Source organism: Lentzea indica (assembly GCF_012184385.1).
Lineage (GTDB): Bacteria > Actinomycetota > Actinomycetes > Mycobacteriales > Pseudonocardiaceae > Lentzea > Lentzea indica.
This window is the reverse complement of record NZ_VSRL01000080.1, coordinates 1-17,848: the sequence shown is the minus strand read 5'-3', so window position 1 is coordinate 17,848 and position 17,848 is coordinate 1. Positions and strand designations below refer to the sequence as shown.

At 68.8% G+C, this 17,848-nt stretch carries 16 protein-coding genes and 1 pseudogene; 10 read left to right on the top strand and 7 right to left on the bottom strand.

The genetic code is table 11. The annotated features are described in order from the left end of the window. Nucleotides 1–27: 27 nt before the first annotated feature. The 4 genes from dinB (at nt 28) to FXN61_RS22330 (ending at nt 3,631) form a co-directional block, all read left to right on the top strand. Nucleotides 28–1,218, top strand: coding sequence for a DNA polymerase IV (gene dinB, locus FXN61_RS22345; RefSeq protein ID WP_167976001.1), 1,191 nt, complete (start codon nt 28–30; stop codon nt 1,216–1,218). Nucleotides 1,219–1,236: 18 nt separating this feature from the next. Further along, nucleotides 1,237–1,986: an alpha/beta fold hydrolase gene (locus tag FXN61_RS22340; RefSeq protein WP_167976000.1), complete on the top strand. Its 750-nt coding sequence runs from the start codon at nt 1,237–1,239 to the stop codon at nt 1,984–1,986. Between the two features lie 90 nt (nt 1,987–2,076). Next, on the top strand, nt 2,077–3,156 hold the full coding sequence (locus tag FXN61_RS22335; protein ID WP_167975999.1) for an NAD(P)H-dependent amine dehydrogenase family protein: 1,080 nt from the start codon (nt 2,077–2,079) through the stop codon (nt 3,154–3,156). A 37-nt stretch (nt 3,157–3,193) separates the two neighbouring features. Further along, nucleotides 3,194–3,631 (top strand): carboxymuconolactone decarboxylase family protein, encoded by a 438-nt coding sequence (locus FXN61_RS22330; protein ID WP_312877920.1) that lies wholly within the window; start codon nt 3,194–3,196, stop codon nt 3,629–3,631. Between the two features lie 19 nt (nt 3,632–3,650). Here FXN61_RS22330 and FXN61_RS22325 read toward each other — a convergent pair whose 3' ends face one another. Next, a complete protein-coding gene (locus FXN61_RS22325; RefSeq protein WP_167975998.1) occupies nt 3,651–5,276 on the bottom strand; it encodes a GMC oxidoreductase in 1,626 nt (541 codons plus the stop codon). 269 nt (nt 5,277–5,545) lie between these two features. Between FXN61_RS22325 and FXN61_RS22320 the strand changes: the two genes are divergently transcribed. Beyond that, complete coding sequence (locus tag FXN61_RS22320; RefSeq protein ID WP_246291864.1) at nt 5,546–7,393, top strand: FAD-dependent oxidoreductase; 1,848 nt, start codon at nt 5,546–5,548, stop codon at nt 7,391–7,393. Here FXN61_RS22320 and FXN61_RS22315 read toward each other — a convergent pair. The 4 genes from FXN61_RS22315 to FXN61_RS22300 are packed head-to-tail and all read right to left on the bottom strand — an operon-like array spanning nt 7,390 to nt 11,654. Further along, on the bottom strand, nt 7,390–7,704 hold the full coding sequence (locus FXN61_RS22315) for a hypothetical protein (RefSeq protein ID WP_167975996.1): 315 nt from the start codon (nt 7,702–7,704) through the stop codon (nt 7,390–7,392). The genes FXN61_RS22320 and FXN61_RS22315 overlap by 4 nt on opposite strands. 1 nt (nt 7,705) lies before the next feature. After that, the gene (locus FXN61_RS22310) at nt 7,706–9,331 is read right to left on the bottom strand and encodes a glycerol-3-phosphate dehydrogenase/oxidase (protein ID WP_167975995.1); all 1,626 of its coding nucleotides are present in this window, start codon (nt 9,329–9,331) and stop codon (nt 7,706–7,708) included. Between the two features lie 21 nt (nt 9,332–9,352). Next, nucleotides 9,353–10,867 carry a glycerol kinase GlpK gene (gene glpK, locus FXN61_RS22305; protein ID WP_167975994.1) on the bottom strand — a complete coding sequence of 505 codons (1,515 nt, stop codon included), beginning with the start codon at nt 10,865–10,867 and terminating at the stop codon, nt 9,353–9,355. 31 nt (nt 10,868–10,898) lie between these two features. Further along, nucleotides 10,899–11,654, bottom strand: a complete 756-nt coding sequence (locus FXN61_RS22300) for an MIP/aquaporin family protein (protein WP_167975993.1) — start codon at nt 11,652–11,654, stop codon at nt 10,899–10,901. Nucleotides 11,655–11,898: 244 nt separating this feature from the next. Between FXN61_RS22300 and FXN61_RS22295 the strand changes: the two genes are divergently transcribed. After that, nucleotides 11,899–12,663, top strand: a complete 765-nt coding sequence (locus FXN61_RS22295) for an IclR family transcriptional regulator (protein ID WP_167975992.1) — start codon at nt 11,899–11,901, stop codon at nt 12,661–12,663. Between the two features lie 25 nt (nt 12,664–12,688). Then, nucleotides 12,689–14,181 (top strand): annotated as a pseudogene (gene glpK, locus FXN61_RS22290) (glycerol kinase GlpK). A gap of 17 nt (nt 14,182–14,198) precedes the next feature. Here the strand turns inward: glpK (FXN61_RS22290) and FXN61_RS22285 are convergent. Together FXN61_RS22285 and FXN61_RS22280 are read right to left on the bottom strand one after the other, a co-directional pair. Beyond that, complete coding sequence (locus FXN61_RS22285) at nt 14,199–15,575, bottom strand: aminopeptidase P family protein (protein WP_167975991.1); 1,377 nt, start codon at nt 15,573–15,575, stop codon at nt 14,199–14,201. A gap of 224 nt (nt 15,576–15,799) precedes the next feature. Further along, entirely contained in the window at nt 15,800–15,955 is a 156-nt protein-coding gene (locus tag FXN61_RS22280) for a hypothetical protein (RefSeq protein WP_167975990.1), read from the bottom strand. 151 nt (nt 15,956–16,106) lie between these two features. On the opposite strand from FXN61_RS22280, the gene FXN61_RS22275 reads away from it, so the two are divergent. The 3 genes from FXN61_RS22275 to FXN61_RS22265 form a co-directional block, all read left to right on the top strand. Further along, nucleotides 16,107–16,256, top strand: coding sequence for a hypothetical protein (locus FXN61_RS22275; RefSeq protein ID WP_167975989.1), 150 nt, complete (start codon nt 16,107–16,109; stop codon nt 16,254–16,256). 3 nt (nt 16,257–16,259) lie between these two features. Continuing rightward, nucleotides 16,260–17,153, top strand: coding sequence for a hypothetical protein (locus tag FXN61_RS22270; protein WP_167975988.1), 894 nt, complete (start codon nt 16,260–16,262; stop codon nt 17,151–17,153). Nucleotides 17,154–17,175: 22 nt separating this feature from the next. Beyond that, a partial coding sequence (locus FXN61_RS22265; protein WP_167975987.1) for a LysR family transcriptional regulator occupies nt 17,176–17,848 on the top strand: 673 nt, incomplete at its 3' end.

Sequence of the window (17,848 nt, the reverse complement as noted above, 5' to 3'; positions counted from 1 at the left end):
TTCTGAACGGGTGACGGATGCGAACATGTGTTCGTGAGCACCCCGATCCTGCACGCCGACCTGGACGCGTTCTACGCGTCCGTCGAGCAGCGGGACGACCCGCGCCTGCGTGGCCACCCGGTGATCGTGGGTGGCGGCGTGGTGCTGGCCGCGAGCTACGAGGCCAAGGCTTTCGGGGTGCGCACCGCGATGGGTGGCGCGCGGGCGCTGAAACTGTGTCCGAACGCGATCGTCGTGCCACCGCGGATGTCGGCTTACTCCGCCGCGAGCAAGGCGGTGTTCGAGGTGTTCCGCGACACGACGCCGCTGGTCGAGGGGCTGTCGATCGACGAGGCGTTCCTGGACGTCGGCGGCCTGCACCGGATCGCGGGGCCGCCGGAGGTGATCGCGGCACGGCTGCGCATCCGGGTGCTGGAGCAGGTCGGCCTGCCGATCACCGTCGGGGTGGCGAGGACGAAGTTCCTGGCCAAGGTCGCCAGCGGGGTCGCGAAGCCGGACGGCCTGCTGGTCGTCCCCGCCGACAGCGAGCTCGAGTTCCTGCACCCGCTGCCGGTCGAACGGCTGTGGGGCGTCGGCGAGGTCACCGCGGCCAAGCTGCACACCCTCGGCATCCGGACCGTCGGCCAGGTCGCCGGGCTGGACGAGAACGACCTCGTTTCGATCCTCGGCAGAGCGGCGGGCCGGCACCTGCACGCGTTGGCGCACAACCACGATCCGCGCCCGGTCCAAACCGGACGGCGCCGTCGCTCGATCGGCTCGCAACGGGCGTTGGGCCGCAGGGAACGAACGCACGAAGACCTGGAAGCCATCCTCGCCTCACTCATCGACGGCATCTCGCGGCGCCTGCGCACCGCACACCGCGCCTGCCGGACCGTGGTGCTGCGCTTGCGTTTCGCCGACTTCACGCGGGCGACCCGCTCACACACGTTGCGGCATCCGACGACGGAGACCGAGGTGCTGCTGACGGCAGCGAAACAGCTTCTCGACACCGCGATGCCCCTGATCGAGAGCCGCGGCATCACGTTGCTGGGCGTATCCCTCACCAACCTCCAGAACGACACACCGATGCAGATGACGCTGCCGTTCGAGGAGCACGCACCGGGCGCGCTCGACGCCGCACTGGACAGCGTGCGAGACCGCTTCGGCGGTTCGTCGGTGACACGGGCGGCACTGCTCGGCCGCGACCCTGGAATCTCGGTACCGCTCCTACCGGACTGAACCCCATACGCTCGGATCATGCGATTGCACGTTCACCGATGGGGCCGGGGTCCGCGCGTGGTGCTGGTGCACGGCGCCGTGCTCGGCGGCCGGGAGGCGTGGCGGGCCCAGCGGCCGCTCACCGAACGGTGGACCCTGCTCGCCCCTGACCGGCCGGGCCACGGCCAGTCTCCGCCCGCGCGGCAGGACTTCGAACCGGAGGCCGCGCTCGTCGCCGACCAGTTGCTCGATGAGCCGAGTCACCTCGTCGGGCTGTCGTACGGTGCCATCGTCTCCATGTACGCGGCGGCCCTCCGGCCGGAACACGTGTTGTCGCTGACCATCGTCGAACCGCCGTCCACAAGGGTGGCGCGCGGAGTTCCCGTGGTCGACGACTACGCCACCGCCGTCCGCGCGCTGGTCGAGTCCGGCCTGGACCCGGTGGAGGGCTTGCGGCGTTTCTTCACCATCGCGGGCGTGCCGGTCGAGGTGCCTGACGAGCCGCACGAGACGTTGCTCAAGGGCATGCGGCAACTGCTGGACGCCCGCCCGCCGGACGACGCCGAGCCACCCCTGTCCGCGTTGCGCGACGCGGGGTTCCCGGTCCTCGTGGTCTCCGGCGGTCACAGCGAGGTGCAGGAGATCATCTGCGACACGATCGCCCGCGAGACCGGTGCGGAACGGGCCGTGTGCCCCGGCCGCGGCCACCTCGTGCCGGAGGCGCCGGAGTTCAACGCGGTGCTGGAGCGGTTCCTGACACATGCGTCTTCCTCGTCCAAAGTGGAATGAACGCCGCAGGTTTGTCAAACACGGTAACTGCAACCGTTTTCGCCGGACAGGCGCTGTACAACTAGAACGTGTTCTAGGTAATCTGCAGGCATGATCGCCACAGTGGTGTGGGGTACGGGAAACGTCGGCCGTGCGGCCATTCGTGCCGTCGAGGCCCATCCGGCGCTGAAACTGACGGCCGTGGTCGTCCACAACCCCGAGAAGGTCGGCCGCGACGCGGGTGATCTCGCCGGGCTGGACCACGAACTCGGGATCGTGGCGACGAACGACATCGACGCGGTGCTGGCCGCGAGTCCGCGCGCCGTGGTGTACGCGGCGTCCGGCGACATCAGGCCGGACGACGCGCTCGCCGACATCACCAAGGCGATCAGGGCAGGCGCGGTGGTCGTCACGCCGTCGCTGTACGCGCTCTACGACCACCGCAGCGCTCCGCCGGAGTTGCGGGAACCGGTTCTAGCGGCCATCGCGGGGGGCGGAGGGTCGCTCTTCGTCTCCGGCGTCGATCCCGGCTGGGGCAACGACGTGCTGCCGTTGATGATCAGCGGCTTGGGCAGCCGGATCGACGCGGTCCGCTGCCAGGAGATCTTCGACTACTCCACCTACGACCAGCCCGACGCGGTGCGGTGGCTGATCGGTTTCGGGCAGCCGCTGGACTACCAGGCGCCGATGCTCATGCCGACGGTGCCGACCATGGTGTGGGGCGGGCAGATCCGGCTGATGGCCAGGGCGCTGGGTGTCGAGCTCGACGAGATCCGCGAGACCGTCGACAGGCGCGCGCTCGACACCACGGTGACCACGAGGACCATGGGCGAGTTCGAGGCAGGCACTCAGGGCGCGATCCGGTTCGAGGTCCAGGGAATCGTCGGCGGCGAACCGCTGATCGTCATCGAGCACGTGACGCGCATCCACGCGTCGTGCGCGACAGACTGGCCGATGCCGCCCTCCGGCGACGGGGCGCACAAGGTGATCATCGAAGGCCGGCCGCGCATCGAGGTCTCCATCGAGGCGACCGACGAGGGCGAGAACCGTTCGGCCGGCGGCAATGCGACCGCGGTCGGCCGCATCGTCAACGCCATCGACTGGCTGGCCGACGCGGAACCCGGACTCTACGACGCGCTCGACGTCCCGTTGCGACCCGTCGCAGGAAAGCTCGGAAGGAGCCCGCGATGAACATCGACATCCCCGAGGGCAAGGACCGATCGGGTACGTGTGGGGCGAGATGGTGCCCGGCATCGGTGTCGCCGCCGCCGGCCTCTCGCTGGCCGTGTACCAGCACACCACGTTGGGGCTGCGGGAGTTCGAGGCCGCGCGGCTGCGGATCGCGCAGATCAACGGATGCCTGTTCTGCCTGGACTGGCGCACAGAACGGGACGGCCAGAAGGTCGAGGACGACTTCCTCGACGCGGTGACCCAGTGGCGCACCACCGACGCTTTCGACGACCGCGCCAGGCTGGCCGCGGAGTACGCCGAGCGGTACGCACTGGATCACCACGGTCTCGACGAGGAGTTCTGGTCCCGGATGGCCGCGCACTACAGCCAGGTGGAGATCGTGGAGCTGAGCATGAGCATCGGGGCGTGGCTCGCGTTCGGCAGGCTGAACCGCGTGCTGGGCCTCGACGCCATGTGCGTGCTGCCGAAGTTCTGACGTCCACACAGGACGGTCGTCAGAGGTCGGCGGCGATGATCTTCTCGATGTTGCGCTCGGCGAGCGCGGTGATCGTGACGAACGGGTTCACGACGGTGCTGCCCGGAATCAGCGACCCGTCGATGACGTACAGGCCGGGATGGCCGTGCAGGCGCCCGTAGTTGTCGGTGGCCTTGTTCAGGATCGCGCCACCGAGCGGGTGGTAGGTCAGGTGGTCGCCCCAGGTCTTGTACACGCCGAAGAGGTCGGTCCGGTAGATCGTCCCCTCCTTCGCGTTGATCTTGTCGAAGATGCTCTTCGCTGCGTTGATCGACACCTGCTTCCACGCGGTCTGCCAGTTCAGGTCGACCTTGCCGGCGGCGGCGTTCCAGGAGAACTGCGCGCGGTTCGGGGTCTTGGTGATCGACAGGTAGAACGACGCGTAGGTCTCGATCCCGGTCGGTAGCGGCGCCACCTCCGCGAACGCGCCGCCCGCCGCCCAGTTGTCGATGCCGAGCGTGGGGATGGACGACTGCAGCTTGCCGGTGGCGTCCCACATGTGGTTGGCACGGCCGCACATGACGTTCCCGTTGTCGCCCCAGCCCCTGCCGACCTCGCCGTTCAGGTTCGGCAGCGCTCCGGTGGCCTTCAGCTTGACCAGGAGCTTGCTCGTGCCGACGCTGCCCGCCGCGAAGAACACCTTGGCCGCGGTCACGGACTTCGTGGCGATCGGGTCGCCGTTGGTGTTGAGCTGCTCCATGGTGACCGTGTAGCCGCCGGTGGTCGGCGCGACCGACACCACCCGGTGCAGCGGCGAGATGGTGACCCGGCCGGTGGCCCTGATCTTCGCGAGGTACGACTTCTGCAACGACTTCTTGCCGTGGTTGTTGCCGTAGAGGATCTCCCCCACCAGCGCCGACTTCGGGACGGTCCCCGCCGCCTCCTGCTTCATGTAGTCCCAGTCGTACACCGTGGGCACGAAGACGAACGGGAAGCCGGACCGCTGGGCGTGCTTCCTGCCGACCCTGGCGTACTGGTAGCACTCGGTGGTGTCGAACCAGGCCGGGTCGACCAGGCCGACACCGAGTTCGGCGTTGGCGCGCGGGTAGTAGACGTTGTACATCTCGTCGGCGTTCACCATCGGCAGGACATCGCCGAAGTACTCGCGTTTCGGCGTGACCGCCATGCCGCCGTTGACGAGCGAACCGCCGCCGACACCGCGGCCCTGGTAGACGGTGATGCCGGCGAACTCCTCGGCGTCGAGGATGCCGGTGTAGCGCGGGATCGCCTTGTCGAGCGGGAAACCGAGGAAGTTGCTCAGCGGCTGCTTGGTCTTGGTGCGCAGCCAGTAGGAGCGCTGGTCAGGGGTCGTCGTGTTGGCGAAGATCTTGCCGTCCTGGCCGGGGGTGTCCCACGCCATGCCCATCTCGATCATGTGGACGTCGACGCCGGCCTGGGCGAGACGCAGGGCCGCCACGCAACCGCCGTAACCGGTGCCGATCACCACGGCGGGGACGACGGCCGCGTCGGCGATCGGAGTGGACGCTCGTGCCGCAGTGGCGGCACCGCCGAGGGCAGCAGCCCCAAGAATAGAACCTGTTCCTGCGATGAACGTTCGGCGTGAAGGACCCTTGAAACCGTTGTCACACGTCATTGTGTGGGTCATGTGATCTTCCTCACTGTGGGCGCACAAGAACAAGTTATACCGGTGCTTGCGGGACAAGTCACTACCTGGTAGTCCCGGTTCGCTCGGGGAGCGGAGCGCAGGTGGCGGCCTCGGCTGCGAATGTTGAGGGCTCGGCGGACAACCCGGACGGCCCAGCGCGAGCACACGATCCGGGAATGTTCGGGCACGGACGGTTGCCCGACAATCGAGCGATGCCCGAGGTATGTGGTGACGACGCGAGACCGAGCGTCCTGGTCGTAGGTGCGGGAATGGCCGGTCTGGCCGCGGCGCGCGCGTTGCGTGAACTGGGCCATCCCGTCACGGTCCTGGAGGCACGTGACCGGGTCGGCGGCCGGATCTGGACCGACGAGCACGGCGTCGACCTCGGCGCCCACTGGATCCACGGCACGGACGGCAACCCGATCACCGAGCTGGTCGAGGACCTCGGCATCCCCTACAGCTACGTGGGTGGCGACAGCGCCTACACCGGCGGCTTCGACAGCCTGGACCTGTTCGGCTCTGACCTGCGAGCGGTGAACCACCGCTACAAGAGCCGCACGCTCGCACTGGCCGACGAAGTGCTGCACGAGCTGGAACATCGTGCCGCGGTCGCGCGCGAGGGACAGCATCCGGACGTCCCGCTGGGCGAGGCGGTGCGCCAGATCCTCGCCGAGCGCCGGCTGTCCCCTGAGGACGAACAGGCCGTGCGCTACCACCTCAACGTGATCCTGCGTGAGGACGCGGCGGAAGACCCCGACAAGTTGTCGTTGAAGTACTGGGAGGACGGCTACCTCGTCTACGGCTACGGTGACAGCACGCTGCATCAGGGCTATCAGTCCGTTGTGGACGCACTCGCCGAGGGCCTGGACATCAGGCTGCGCCACGTGGTCACGCGGATCGAAGACGGGCGGGTCACCACGGATCAGGGCGTGTTCGAGGCGGACAAGGTGCTGGTGACGTTGCCGCTCGGGGTGCTCAAAGCGTCGTCGGTGCAGTTCGACCCGCCGTTGCCGGAGGCCAAGCGGTCGGCGATCGCCCGGCTGGGCTTCGGCACACTCAACAAGATCGCCCTGCACTACCCCGAACCGTTCTGGCCCAGGGATCAGTACGTCTTCGGCTACCTCTGCAGGGACACCGACCGCTACCCCACGGTCGTCATCAGCATGTGGAAGTCGCACGGCAAGCCGATTCTGGTGATGTTGCTCGGCGCCTCACTCGGCCGTGAGATGGAGACGTGGTCCTCGCAAGACGTGTCGGCCTACGCCACCTCGGTCGTCCAGGACATCTTCGGCGCGGACGCACCGGCACCTTCCAGCGTCTCGCGCACCGCGTGGTCCACCGACCCCCACGCCTTGGGCTCGTACACCTGCATCGGCGTCGGCTCGTCGTCCAAGGACATCGCCACGCTCGCCGAACCGGTCGGCGACAAGCTCTTCTTCGCCGGTGAAGGCACGAACCCCTATCACTGGGGTTGTGTGCACAGCGCCTACGAGTCAGGCCGTCGTGAGGCCGCGCGGATCAGCGGTGACTCGGCCCTCTACACCCCGCCGAGCGCGGGCAAGTCCCGCCGCCAGTCGCGCAACACCGACAGGATGCTGCGTTTCGTGCGCATGCGGATGACCCACATCACCGGACGCGAGCTGAGCGAGCGGGTGGCCTGCCTGCGGGAGAGCGTCGACCCGCACGGCGTAAGACTGTTCGCCTCGCTCGCGGATTCCGAACTGGAGACCCTCGCGTCCATGTTCGACGAGATCCCTTACACCGCAGGCGATTCCCTCTTCCACGAGGACGATGCCGCGCACGGGGTGTTCCTCGTCGCCTGCGGTCAGGTCGAGATCGACTTCGGCGGCATCTACGAACGCGCGGTGCTGAGCCGCGGTGCCCTGCTCGGCCACTACGACATGTTCTTCAACGCCCGCACGACTTCGGTGACCGCCGTGAGCGACGACGTGGTGGTGTTCTACCTGGACCACTACCGGTACCAGAGCTTTCTCCACGCCTTCCCCGACGTCATGATGCTCATGCTCTCGGACCTGGTCACCCGGTGGGAGCAGCTGGAGAACGCGCTCGGTTCGGCGACGCTGCCGCAGGCGCGCAGGGACACGGGAGCGGCTTAGCCCTCACCGTGCCCGGCACCACCGGCGATCCCGGATTGCAGCGGCAGCAGCGGAGCGACCACCCGAGCGAACGAGCCGCTGCGAACGATGCTGCCGAGCGGTCCCAGGAACGGCGCCCCGGCGTCGAGCGAGTCGGGCATCCTGGCGTAGGCCGCCCAGCGCTCGTCCCACGCCTGGATCACGTCGAGCTGCCCACCTGGGAGGAACCGGGACAGGTGCACCCCGGCGACCTGCCCGGTGTTCCCCAGCAGCGGGAGCAGCCGGAAGCCGCCTTCCCGCCGCAACCTCTCGATCAGCTCAGCGCTGTCCATCTCACTGGCACATTCCCGTCTGGGCCGTCAACTCGGTGCTAGCCCGATAAGCGTCAACCGCCGCATCGCGCTCAGCCGGCGACCACCCGAGCGGACCGGCGATGAGATCAGCGACCTGACCGGCGACCGAGGCACCGAAGTCGAGATGCTCCATCGCGATCCGGGTCCGCCGCGCCAGCACGTCCTCCAGGTCCAGCGCGCCTTCGTGCGTGACCGCGTACACGATCTCCGCCGCCAGATGGCCTGCCACCGGCGAGGCGAGCGAAGGATCCCGTGCGACCAAGGCCAGGACGTCGGAGACGGCGGAGCCGTAGCGCTGCAGCAGACGCTCCACAGTGGACGTGGGCAGGCCGGACTCGGCGGCGACTCGAGCCCGGTCCGCCCACAGCTCGTGATAGCCGACCGCACCGCACAGTGGAAGTTTGGCGGTCAGCGAGGGTGCGACGACCTTGCCGAGACCGGCCACGGCGGCGTTCACCACGTCGGCGGCCATCACCCGGTACGTCGTGTACTTGCCGCCCGCGATCACGAAGAACCCAGGTTCCGGCTGCGCCACCGCGTGCTCACGGGACAGCTTCGCCGTGTCACCGGACGCTCCGTCGAGCAACGGCCGCAGACCCGCATAGGTACCCACGACGTCATCAACGGAAAGGCGATCGCGCAGCACGGCGTTGACGTGGTCGAGGATGTACGAGACGTCCTCGGAGGTGGCGGTGACGGCAGCGGGATCGCCGGAGTAGGGAGTGTCCGTGGTGCCGATGATCCAGTAGGCGCCCCACGGGATCACGAACAGCACGGACTTCTCTGTCCGCGTGATCAGTCCGCCGTCCAGCTGGATCCGCGAGCGGTCGACCAGAACGTGCACGCCCTTGGACATCCGCACGTGGAACGGCGGAGCGCCTGGGCTCATCTCGTTCAGCGAGTCGGTCCACACGCCGGTCGCGCTGATGACCCGCCTGGCCCGCACCACGTGGGTGACCCCGGTCAGCTCGTCACGCACCGAGGCACCCGTCACGCGGCCGCCGGAGCGCAGCAGCGAGGTGACCCGAGCCCGGGACACCACCGTCGCGCCGTGCTGAGCGGCGGTGCGGACTAGCGTGGCCACCAGCCGGGCGTCGTCCATCTGCGCGTCGTAGTAGCGGATGGCCCCTGCGAACGCGTCGGAATCGAGCGACGGACCGACCGAGGCCATCTTCTGGCGGGAGAGGTGCCGGTGCATCGGGACCGCGCCCGCGCCGCCGATCGAGTCGTACAGCAGCACGCCAGCACCGACGTAGGCGCGTTCCCACTGCTTCTTCAACGGGAAGAGGAACGGCACCGGCCGCACCAGGTGCGGTGCGAGCCGGCGCAACAAGAGCCCGCGTTCCTTGAGTGCTTCCCGGACCAGCTTGAACTCCAGCTGCTCCAGGTACCGCAGCCCGCCGTGGACGAGCTTGCTGGACCGGCTCGACGTGCCCGCCGCCCAGTCGTGTGCCTCGACCAGCGCGACGGAGAGGCCGCGTGACGCCGCGTCGAGAGCGGCACCCGCGCCGACCACACCACCTCCGACGACGAGCACGTCGAACTCCGTGCTCGCGAGAGAACGCAGCGAGTCGGCACGCCGAGCCGGATCCAGCCTTGCGAACAACTTCAGCTCCTCAGAAAGAAGTCAGCGAACGTCGGAGTCGACCCAGTCGAACGACTTGGTGACGGCCTTCTTCCAGTTGCGGTACTCGCGCTCGCGCTGGTCGGCCGCCAGCTCGGGCGTCCAGCGCTTGTCCTCCGCCCAGTTCGCGCGCAGCTCGTCCAGCGACGACCAGTAGCCGACGGCCAGACCTGCGGCGTAGGCCGCACCGAGCGCGGTCGTCTCTGCGACGACGGGACGAACGACCGGCACGCCGAGGATGTCCGCCTGGAACTGCATCAGCAGCTCGTTCTGGACCATGCCGCCGTCGACCTTCAGCTCGGTCAGCGGCACGCCGGAGTCGGCGTTCATCGCGTCCAGCACCTCGCGGGTCTGGAACGCCGTCGCCTCCAGCACGGCACGCGCCAGGTGGCCCTTGTTGACGAACCGGGTCAGGCCGACGACGGCGCCACGCGCGTCCGCCCGCCAGTACGGCGCGAACAGGCCCGAGAACGCCGGCACGAAGTACGCTCCACCGTTGTCCTCGACGGTGCGGGCCAGCGTCTCGATCTCCGGGGCCGAGCCGATGATGCCGAGGTTGTCGCGCAGCCACTGCACGAGCGAGCCGGTGACCGCGATCGAGCCTTCGAGTGCGTAGACGGGGGCCTCGTCGCCGATCTTGTAGCAGACCGTGGTCAGCAGGCCGTTCTTCGACGCGACCTTCTCGGTACCGGTGTTGAGCAGCATGAAGTTGCCGGTGCCGTAGGTGTTCTTCGCGGTGCCGGGCTCGTAGCAGGCCTGGCCGAACGTCGCGGCCTGCTGGTCGCCGAGGATGCCGGCGATCGGCACGCCCTTGAGCACACCGCCCGAGCCGGTGCCGTACACCTCGGAGGAGGAACGGATCTCCGGCAGCATGGACAGCGGAACGCCCATCTCCGCGGCGATCTCCGCGTCCCACTGCAGCGTGTCGAGGTCCATCAGCATGGTCCGCGACGCGTTGGTCACGTCGGTGGCGTGCACGCCACCGTTCACGCCGCCGGTGAGGTTCCACAGCGTCCACGTGTCGGTGTTGCCGAAGAGCAGGTCGCCCTTCTCCGCACGCTCGCGGGCACCCTCGACGTTGTCGAGGATCCAGCGGATCTTGGGGCCGGAGAAGTAGGTCGCCAGCGGCAGGCCGACCTTCGAGCGGTACCGCTCACCACCACCGCCGAGCGCGCCGAGCTCCTCGACGATCGCCTGGGTGCGGGTGTCCTGCCAGACGATCGCGTTGTAGACGGGTTCGCCGGTGTTCTTGTCCCACACCACCGCGGTCTCGCGCTGGTTGGTGATGCCGACGGCGGCGAGGTCACCGGTGTTGAGGTCGGCGGCGGCGAGCGCCTGGCCGATCACGAACCGGGTGTTCTCGGAGATCTCCACCGGGTTGTGCTCGACCCAGCCAGCCCTCGGGAAGATCTGCTCGTGCTCCTTCTGGCCCACCGCGACGATCGAGCCGCTGTGGTCGAAGATGATCGCCCGCGTGCTGGTCGTGCCCTGGTCGACGGCGAGAACGTACTGCGTCATCGAAAAGTCCTTTCCGGATTGTCAGAACACGTCAGAACACGAGCGAGGCGACGACACCGGCGATCGCGCCGCCGACGAGCGGGCCGACGACCGGAATCCACGAGTAGCCCCAGTCGGAGTCCTTCTTGCCCACGGCCTCGCCGTCGGTGCCCTTGTAGGACAGCGGCAGCAGCGCGTGGGCGATGCGCGGGCCGAGGTCGCGAGCCGGGTTGATCGCGTAGCCGGTGGGACCACCGAGCGAGGCACCGATACCGACGACCAGCAGCGCCGCGGCCAGCGGGCCGATCTGGGTCGGAGTCTTGCCGAACGCGAGGATCACGAAGACCAGGACGAACGTGCCGATGACCTCGCACACCAGGTTCCACGTGTACGTGCGGATCGCCGGGCCGGTGGAGAAGACGGCGAGCTTCAGGCCCTCGTCCGGCGTCTCGTCGAAGTGCGGCTTGTACGCGAGCCACGCGAGGACGGCGCCGAGGAACGCACCGAGCATCTCGCCCGCGAAGTACACGATCGTCGAACCCGCGCTGACCGGAACGCCAGGGGCGTACTCGGCCGCACCACTGGTCAGGATGCCGACCGTCACCGCCGGGTTGAGGTGCGCACCCGACTTGTAGGCGACGTACACACCGGCGAACACGCCGAGGCCCCAGCCGAAGTTGATCAACAGCCAACCGCCGTCGAAACCCTTCGACTTGGCGAGCAGCACGTTGGCCACCACGCCCGCACCCAGCAACAGCAAAACGCCCGTACCGAGCACCTCGCTGAGGAACACTGACCCGAGACCCACGCTGGCCTCCCATTCGTCCTTGAACGGCTGATCACCCCGTGGTGATTGACGCGGAACGTAATGACCCACGTCACGCCTGCTCAATGGAGGCAGTTCGACAATGTCGACACCCAGGACCCTCGCAGGTGTGACCGACCGGTCACGCTGCGCGCAGACAACGCGTTTCAGGCCCGTTTCCAGGGCAGATGGCGGCAGGAGCAGTTCGACATTGCCGACACGGGTCGTCTCAATTACGTTTCTCGCCGTGCCGGGACCCATCCAGTCGATCGAACGCGCCGCAGCCGTGCTGCGGCTCCTCGCCCGTGGCTCCGGCCATCACGGTCTCACGGAGATCGCCGATTCGCTCGGGCTCGCGCGAGGCACCGCCCACGGGATTCTCCGTACGCTGCAACGGGTCGAGTTCGTCGAACAAGATCAAGCGACCGGCCGTTACCGGCTCGGCGCCGCCCTGCTGCACCTGGGCACCTCCTACCTCGACGCGAACGAGCTGCGTTCGCGGTCGATCAACTGGGCGGACACCCTGGCCGCGCGGTCGGGCCAGGAGGTCAGGATCGGCATGCACCACGACGGCGCGGTGCTCGTCGTGCACCACGTGTTCAGGCCCGATGACTCTGTGCAAACCCTCGGCATCGGCGCGATGCTGCCGTTGCACGCGACGGCGCTCGGCAAGGTGCTGCTCGCCTACGACCCGGACCTGTCCGCGGCCGCACGCCGGCGGGAGCTGACGTCGTTGACCCGGAGGACGATCACGCGAACCCAGGCGCTGGAGCGGGTGCTGACGGAGGTACGCGCACAGGGCTGGGCGGGCGAGGCCGAGGAGTACATGCCGGGCGAGGCGAGCATCGCCGCGCCCATCCGGATCCCCGGCGGACTGGTCGTCGGCGCGATCGGCGTCTCCGGCGCGGCGGACCGGCTGTGCGACTCCGCGGGACGGCCGCGCGCGACACTGGTGCGCCAGGTTTGCCAGGCCGCGGACGCGGTCACCACATCTCTCGTCGACGAGAACTGAGGGGCTCGGCGTGCAACGGTTCGTAATGGCGATCGACCAGGGCACCACATCGACGCGCTGCATCGTGTTCGACCAGAACGCCAGGCTGGTCGCGGTCGCCCAGCGCGAGCACCGCCAGTACCACCCGCGGCCGGGATGGGTCGAGCAGGACGCCGTGGAGATCTGGCGCAACGTCGACCGGATCATGCCGCAGGCGTTGCGGCAGGCGGGGATCACCGCCGACCAGGTCGTCGCGCTGGGCATCACGAACCAGCGCGAGACGTTCGTGCTGTGGGACAGGCACACCGGCGTTCCGGTGGGACGCGCGATCGTCTGGGAGGACATCCGCACCGAGGAACTCGTTGCCGAGCTTGGGAAAAAGCCCGGCATCGAGGAGGTCCGCGACCGGTGCGGCCTGCCGCTGGCGACCTACTTCTCCGCGCCCTCGTTGCGGTGGATGCTGGACAACGTGGCGGGCCTGCGGTCGAAGGCGGAGCGCGGCGACGTCCTGTTCGGCACCATGGACAGCTGGCTGATCTGGAACCTCACCGGTGGCGTGAACGGCGGTCTCCACGTCACGGACGTGACCAACGCGTCGCGGACCATGCTGATGAACCTCAGCACGCGGCAGTGGGATCCGATGCTGCTGGAGTTCTTCGGCGTACCGGCGTCGATGCTGCCCGAGATCCGGCCGTCGTCCGAGATCCACGGCAAGACCACGCGGGTCGTGCCGGGCATCTCGATCACGGCGGCGCTGGGTGACCAGCACGCGGCGTTGTTCGGGCAGACGTGCTTCGAGAAGGGCGACATCAAGGGCACGTACGGCACCGGCGGCTTCCTGTTGATGAACACGGGAACCGAGCTGGTGCGGTCGAAGCACGGGTTGCTGACGACGATCGGCTACCAGATCGGCGGCGAACCGGCCTACGCGCTGGAGGGCTCGATCGCGGTCGCCGGTTCGCTGGTGCAATGGTTCCGCGACAACCTCGGCCTGATCCACAGCGCGCCCGAGATCGAGACGCTGGCGCGCACGGTGAAGGACAACGGCGGCTGCTACATCGTGCCCGCGTTCTCGGGCCTGTTCGCGCCGCACTGGCTCGCGCAGGCACGCGGGCTGGTCGTCGGGCTGACCTCGTACATCAACAAGGGGCACCTCGCGCGGGCGGTGCTGGAGGCCACCGGGTGGCAGACGCGTGAGGTCGTCGACGCGATGAACGCCGACCTCGGGGCTCCGACGCCGGTGTTGAAGGTGGACGGCGGGATGACCGCCGATCACCTGTTGATGCAGTTCATCGCGGACGTGCTGGACATCCCGGTGGTGCGGCCGCTCGTGGCCGAGACCGTGTCACTGGGTGCGCTTATGCCGCGGGGCTCGCCGCCGGATACTGGCCGGACCTCGAGGGACTGCGCCGCAACTGGCATCTGGCCGCGCGGTGGAACCCGGTGATGGACGCCCGGCACCGCGAGAACGAGTACGCGAACTGGAAGCGGGCCGTGGAGCTCACGTTCGCGTGGGCCCGCTCCACTCCGTCCACTTAGGACTGCTCTTCTGGCGTCTAGGAGCGCTGCTTGCGCACCCACGCGGCGACGTCGTCGGCCTCGATCGGCAGCGCGTCAGAGAGGATGTCCGCACCGTCGCTCGTGACGACGAGGTCGTCCTCGATGCGCACGCCGATGCCACGCAGCTCCGGCGGCAGCGTCTCGTCGTTGGGGTGGAAGTACAGGCCGGGCTCGACGGTCAGCGCCATGCCGCGCTCCAGGATGCCCTGCTGGTAGGTCTCCTGGCGGGCGTCGGCGCAGTCGTGCACGTCCAGGCCGAGGAAGTGCCCTGTGCCGCAGACGATGTAACGACGGTGGTGCTGACCGCTCGGGTCGAGCGCCTTGTCGACGCTGACCGGCAGCAGGCCCCAGTCGTGCAGGCCTTCCGCGAGCACGCGCATGGCGGTGTGGTGGAAGGCGCTGTAGTCGTTGCCCGGCCTGACTTCCGCGAGCGCGGCCACGTGCGAGGCGTGCACGAGGTCGTAGACCTGGCGCTGGGCCTCGGAGAACTCGCCGCTGACCGGGAACGTGCGGGTGACGTCGGCGGTGTAGAGGGAGTTCATCTCGACACCAGCGTCGAGCAGCAGCAGGTCGGCGTCGTTCACCCGGCCGTCGCAGCGCGTCCAGTGCAGGACAGGGGCGTGCGGGCCGGCGGCGACGATCGACGTGTAGCCCGGGCCCTTGCCCTCGGTGCGGGCACGGCGGTCGAACGTGCCCTGCAGCCACCGCTCTCCCCCGCCGCGCACGGCCTGGCCGAGCTCCATGGCGACGTCGGCGAAACCCATGACCGAGGCGTCGACGGCCTGGCGCAGTTGGTCGATCTCCCAGTCGTCCTTGATCCTGCGCAGCTCGGACAGAACGGTCCGCAGCTCGTCGCTGTGGGAGCCGGTCAGCGCGTCCAGCAGCGGGTCGACGCCCTTGGCCGTGAGCGTCTCGGGATGACGGCCGCGCAGGGAGTGCGCGAGGTCCTCGAGCGGACGGGCCGTGATGCCGAGCGCCTCGCCCCACTCCTTCGGCCCGGCCGCGGCGCCGATCCAGAACGGGCTGCGGTCGGCGTCACCGAAGAAGTCGACGCTGTGGGTCTCCGACGGGACCGGCACGAACAGCGTGGCGTCCTCATCGGACAGCACCAGCACCGCGCCCTCGACCTGGCAACCGGTCAGCCACACGAAGTCGCTGTCGGCACGGAACTCGTGGAACGTGTCGTTGGACCGGACGTGCGCACGTCCCGCTGCCAGCGCGATCCGCTTGCCGGGGAACGCCTCGGTGAGCCTGGCGCGATGGGCCCGAGCCGCCTCGGCGGTGCCGTCCGGCAGGTCGATCGAGCTGTCCCACTCGCCCCAGCCGTCGCGGATGTACGTGCGGAAACCGTCCGCGTCCACCAATTTCGCCATGTCACGGCGTGTCCGAGCCACTCTTCGTCCTCTCGCTGGGCTGTGCCCAGCGTGCGGTGGTCCGAGCGGCCGCGCCAATCCCAGCTGGCCATAGGTTCGCGCTATGGAACCGGAGTGGTGTATCCACCGGTCGGCGGCAGACCTCTACGTACGAAAGGAGGTATCGCCATGAACCGTCGAACCTGCATCTGTCTCCTGGCCGCTGCCACGCTGGCGGCCTGCGGTCAACCACCCTCGCCCGGCACGCCGAGGGCGATGCCTCGGGCCGAGATCACGACCACGTCCGCCATCGCGACCACCACCAGCGACCCTCCACCGCCGCCAACCACGACGACCCCACCGCCGAAACCACCACCCACAACGACGAAGGCGACGGTCAAGCCCACACCAACGCCCGTCCGCCCGAAACGCCTGGTGCTCCCTTCCGGCTTGCGCGGCTCCATCGAGCAGCGCACCCCCAATCCGTTCCCTGGTGTGTGGCCAGGGATCCAGGCGGACCTGAACAAGCTCTGCCCGGGCAAGGTGCCGTGTGTGGGATACACGCTGGTGATCGACACGTCTACCGAGATCACCGGAGACTGCGTCATCGTCTCGGAGGGCATCAAGGTGCCTGATCCCCTGTACGAGGGCGGCAAAGTCACGTTCCTGGTCAACAACAAGAACCGCTGCACCGAGGGCTGAGCCGTGCGCGCCACCCCTGCCAGACCGAAGGACGACGCGCCGTCCAAAGCGTTGCGGGTCTTCGGTTCCCTGCTCGCGCCGACCACCGTGCTGACCGCGCTGCTGTTCTACTTCGGCACCCGGCACGCGACGTTCTTCTGCAAGTGGTTCGGCGTGCACTACTCGGTGCTCGGTCTGTCCGCGCCGGACTACCTGATCCGCAGTTCGGACGGCATGTTCGTGCCGCTGACGGTGCTGGCGGCCGCGGGGCTCGCGGCGTTGTGGGGCTACCGCTTCCTGCGCTCCGCACTGTCGCCGAGGACGTGGCGCGTCCTGACCCGGCGTGCCGTTCCGGTACTGGTGGCGCTGGGCTTCGTGCTCCTGCTGCTCGGACTCAGCGGCCTCGCGGTACCCACCCTGCTCTACGCGCTGCCCGGTCTGCCCGGCGTGTGCGTGGCGCTGGGCGTGGTCCTGTTCCCCGTGGCGGAACACCTGCACGCGTCCGTCTCAGGCAAACACGCCGCCGGCGTCGTGCCGGTGATCCAGTGGACGTTCACGTTCGTGCTCGCGAGCATCGGCCTGTTCTGGGCGGTGACCGACTACTCGGCTGCGGTCGGGGAGGCCAGGGGGTACGAGTACGAGACGGAGCTCGGCGACATGCCGGAGACGGTCGTGTTCAGCACCAAGGACATCGGGATCCGCGGGCCGGGCGTCACCGCGACCGCGTGCACCGCGACGGACTCGGCCTACCGGTTCCGTTACGACGGCCTGGTGCTGGTGCTGCAGTCGGGCGCGCAGAGCTTCCTGCTGCCGAAGGGGTGGAACACCCGGGACGGCGTGGCCCTGGTGCTGCCCCGCTCCAGCGACGTGCGGCTGGAGTTCGCGCGGCCAGAGGCCGAACTCGAGCGCTCCTGCTGATCGGAGCGTATAGCCTCGCGCTATGGAACTGGAGATCCGGCACCTGCGGGCGATCTGCGCCATCGGCGACGCGGGCAGCCTCTCGCGGGCGGCGACGCAGCTCGGTATCTCCCAGCCGTCGCTCACCACCCTGCTGCAGCGGGTCGAGCGGATGGTCGGCGGCAAACTCTTCGACCGCGGCCGCTCCGGCGCCGTTCCCACGCCGCTGGGAGCGCAGATGCTGCAGCGTGCCCGGTTGCTGCTGACGGAGCTCGAGTCGTTCGGCGCGACAGTGCCGGTCGGCGGGCCGGTGCGGTTCGGGTCGGTCCACATGGAGTGCGTGGCCGTGCTGTTCTCCCGGTTGGAGGAAGTGCTGTCCGACGTGACCTTGCACGTCGACCCTTCGTCGACGGCCCTGGCTCTGGCGCTGGGCAAGGGGCACCTCGACGCGGCGGTGATCGCGGTCGACGAGGAGCAGGACCTGGGCCTGCCGCGCGGGGTGGCGCAACGGATCGTCGTGCCTTGGGTGCCGATCCACATCGCGTTGCCTGCCGGCCACGCGTTGGCAGCGCGACCGGAGGTGGACCTCGCCGATCTGGCCGGTGAGGCGTGGGTGGGGCCACCGGGCGCCGAGGACGGGTCGCTGACGGCGTTGCGCGCGGCCTGCCGGGCGGTCGGGTTCGTGCCGCGGATCCGGTTCGAGGTGCCGAGCGGCG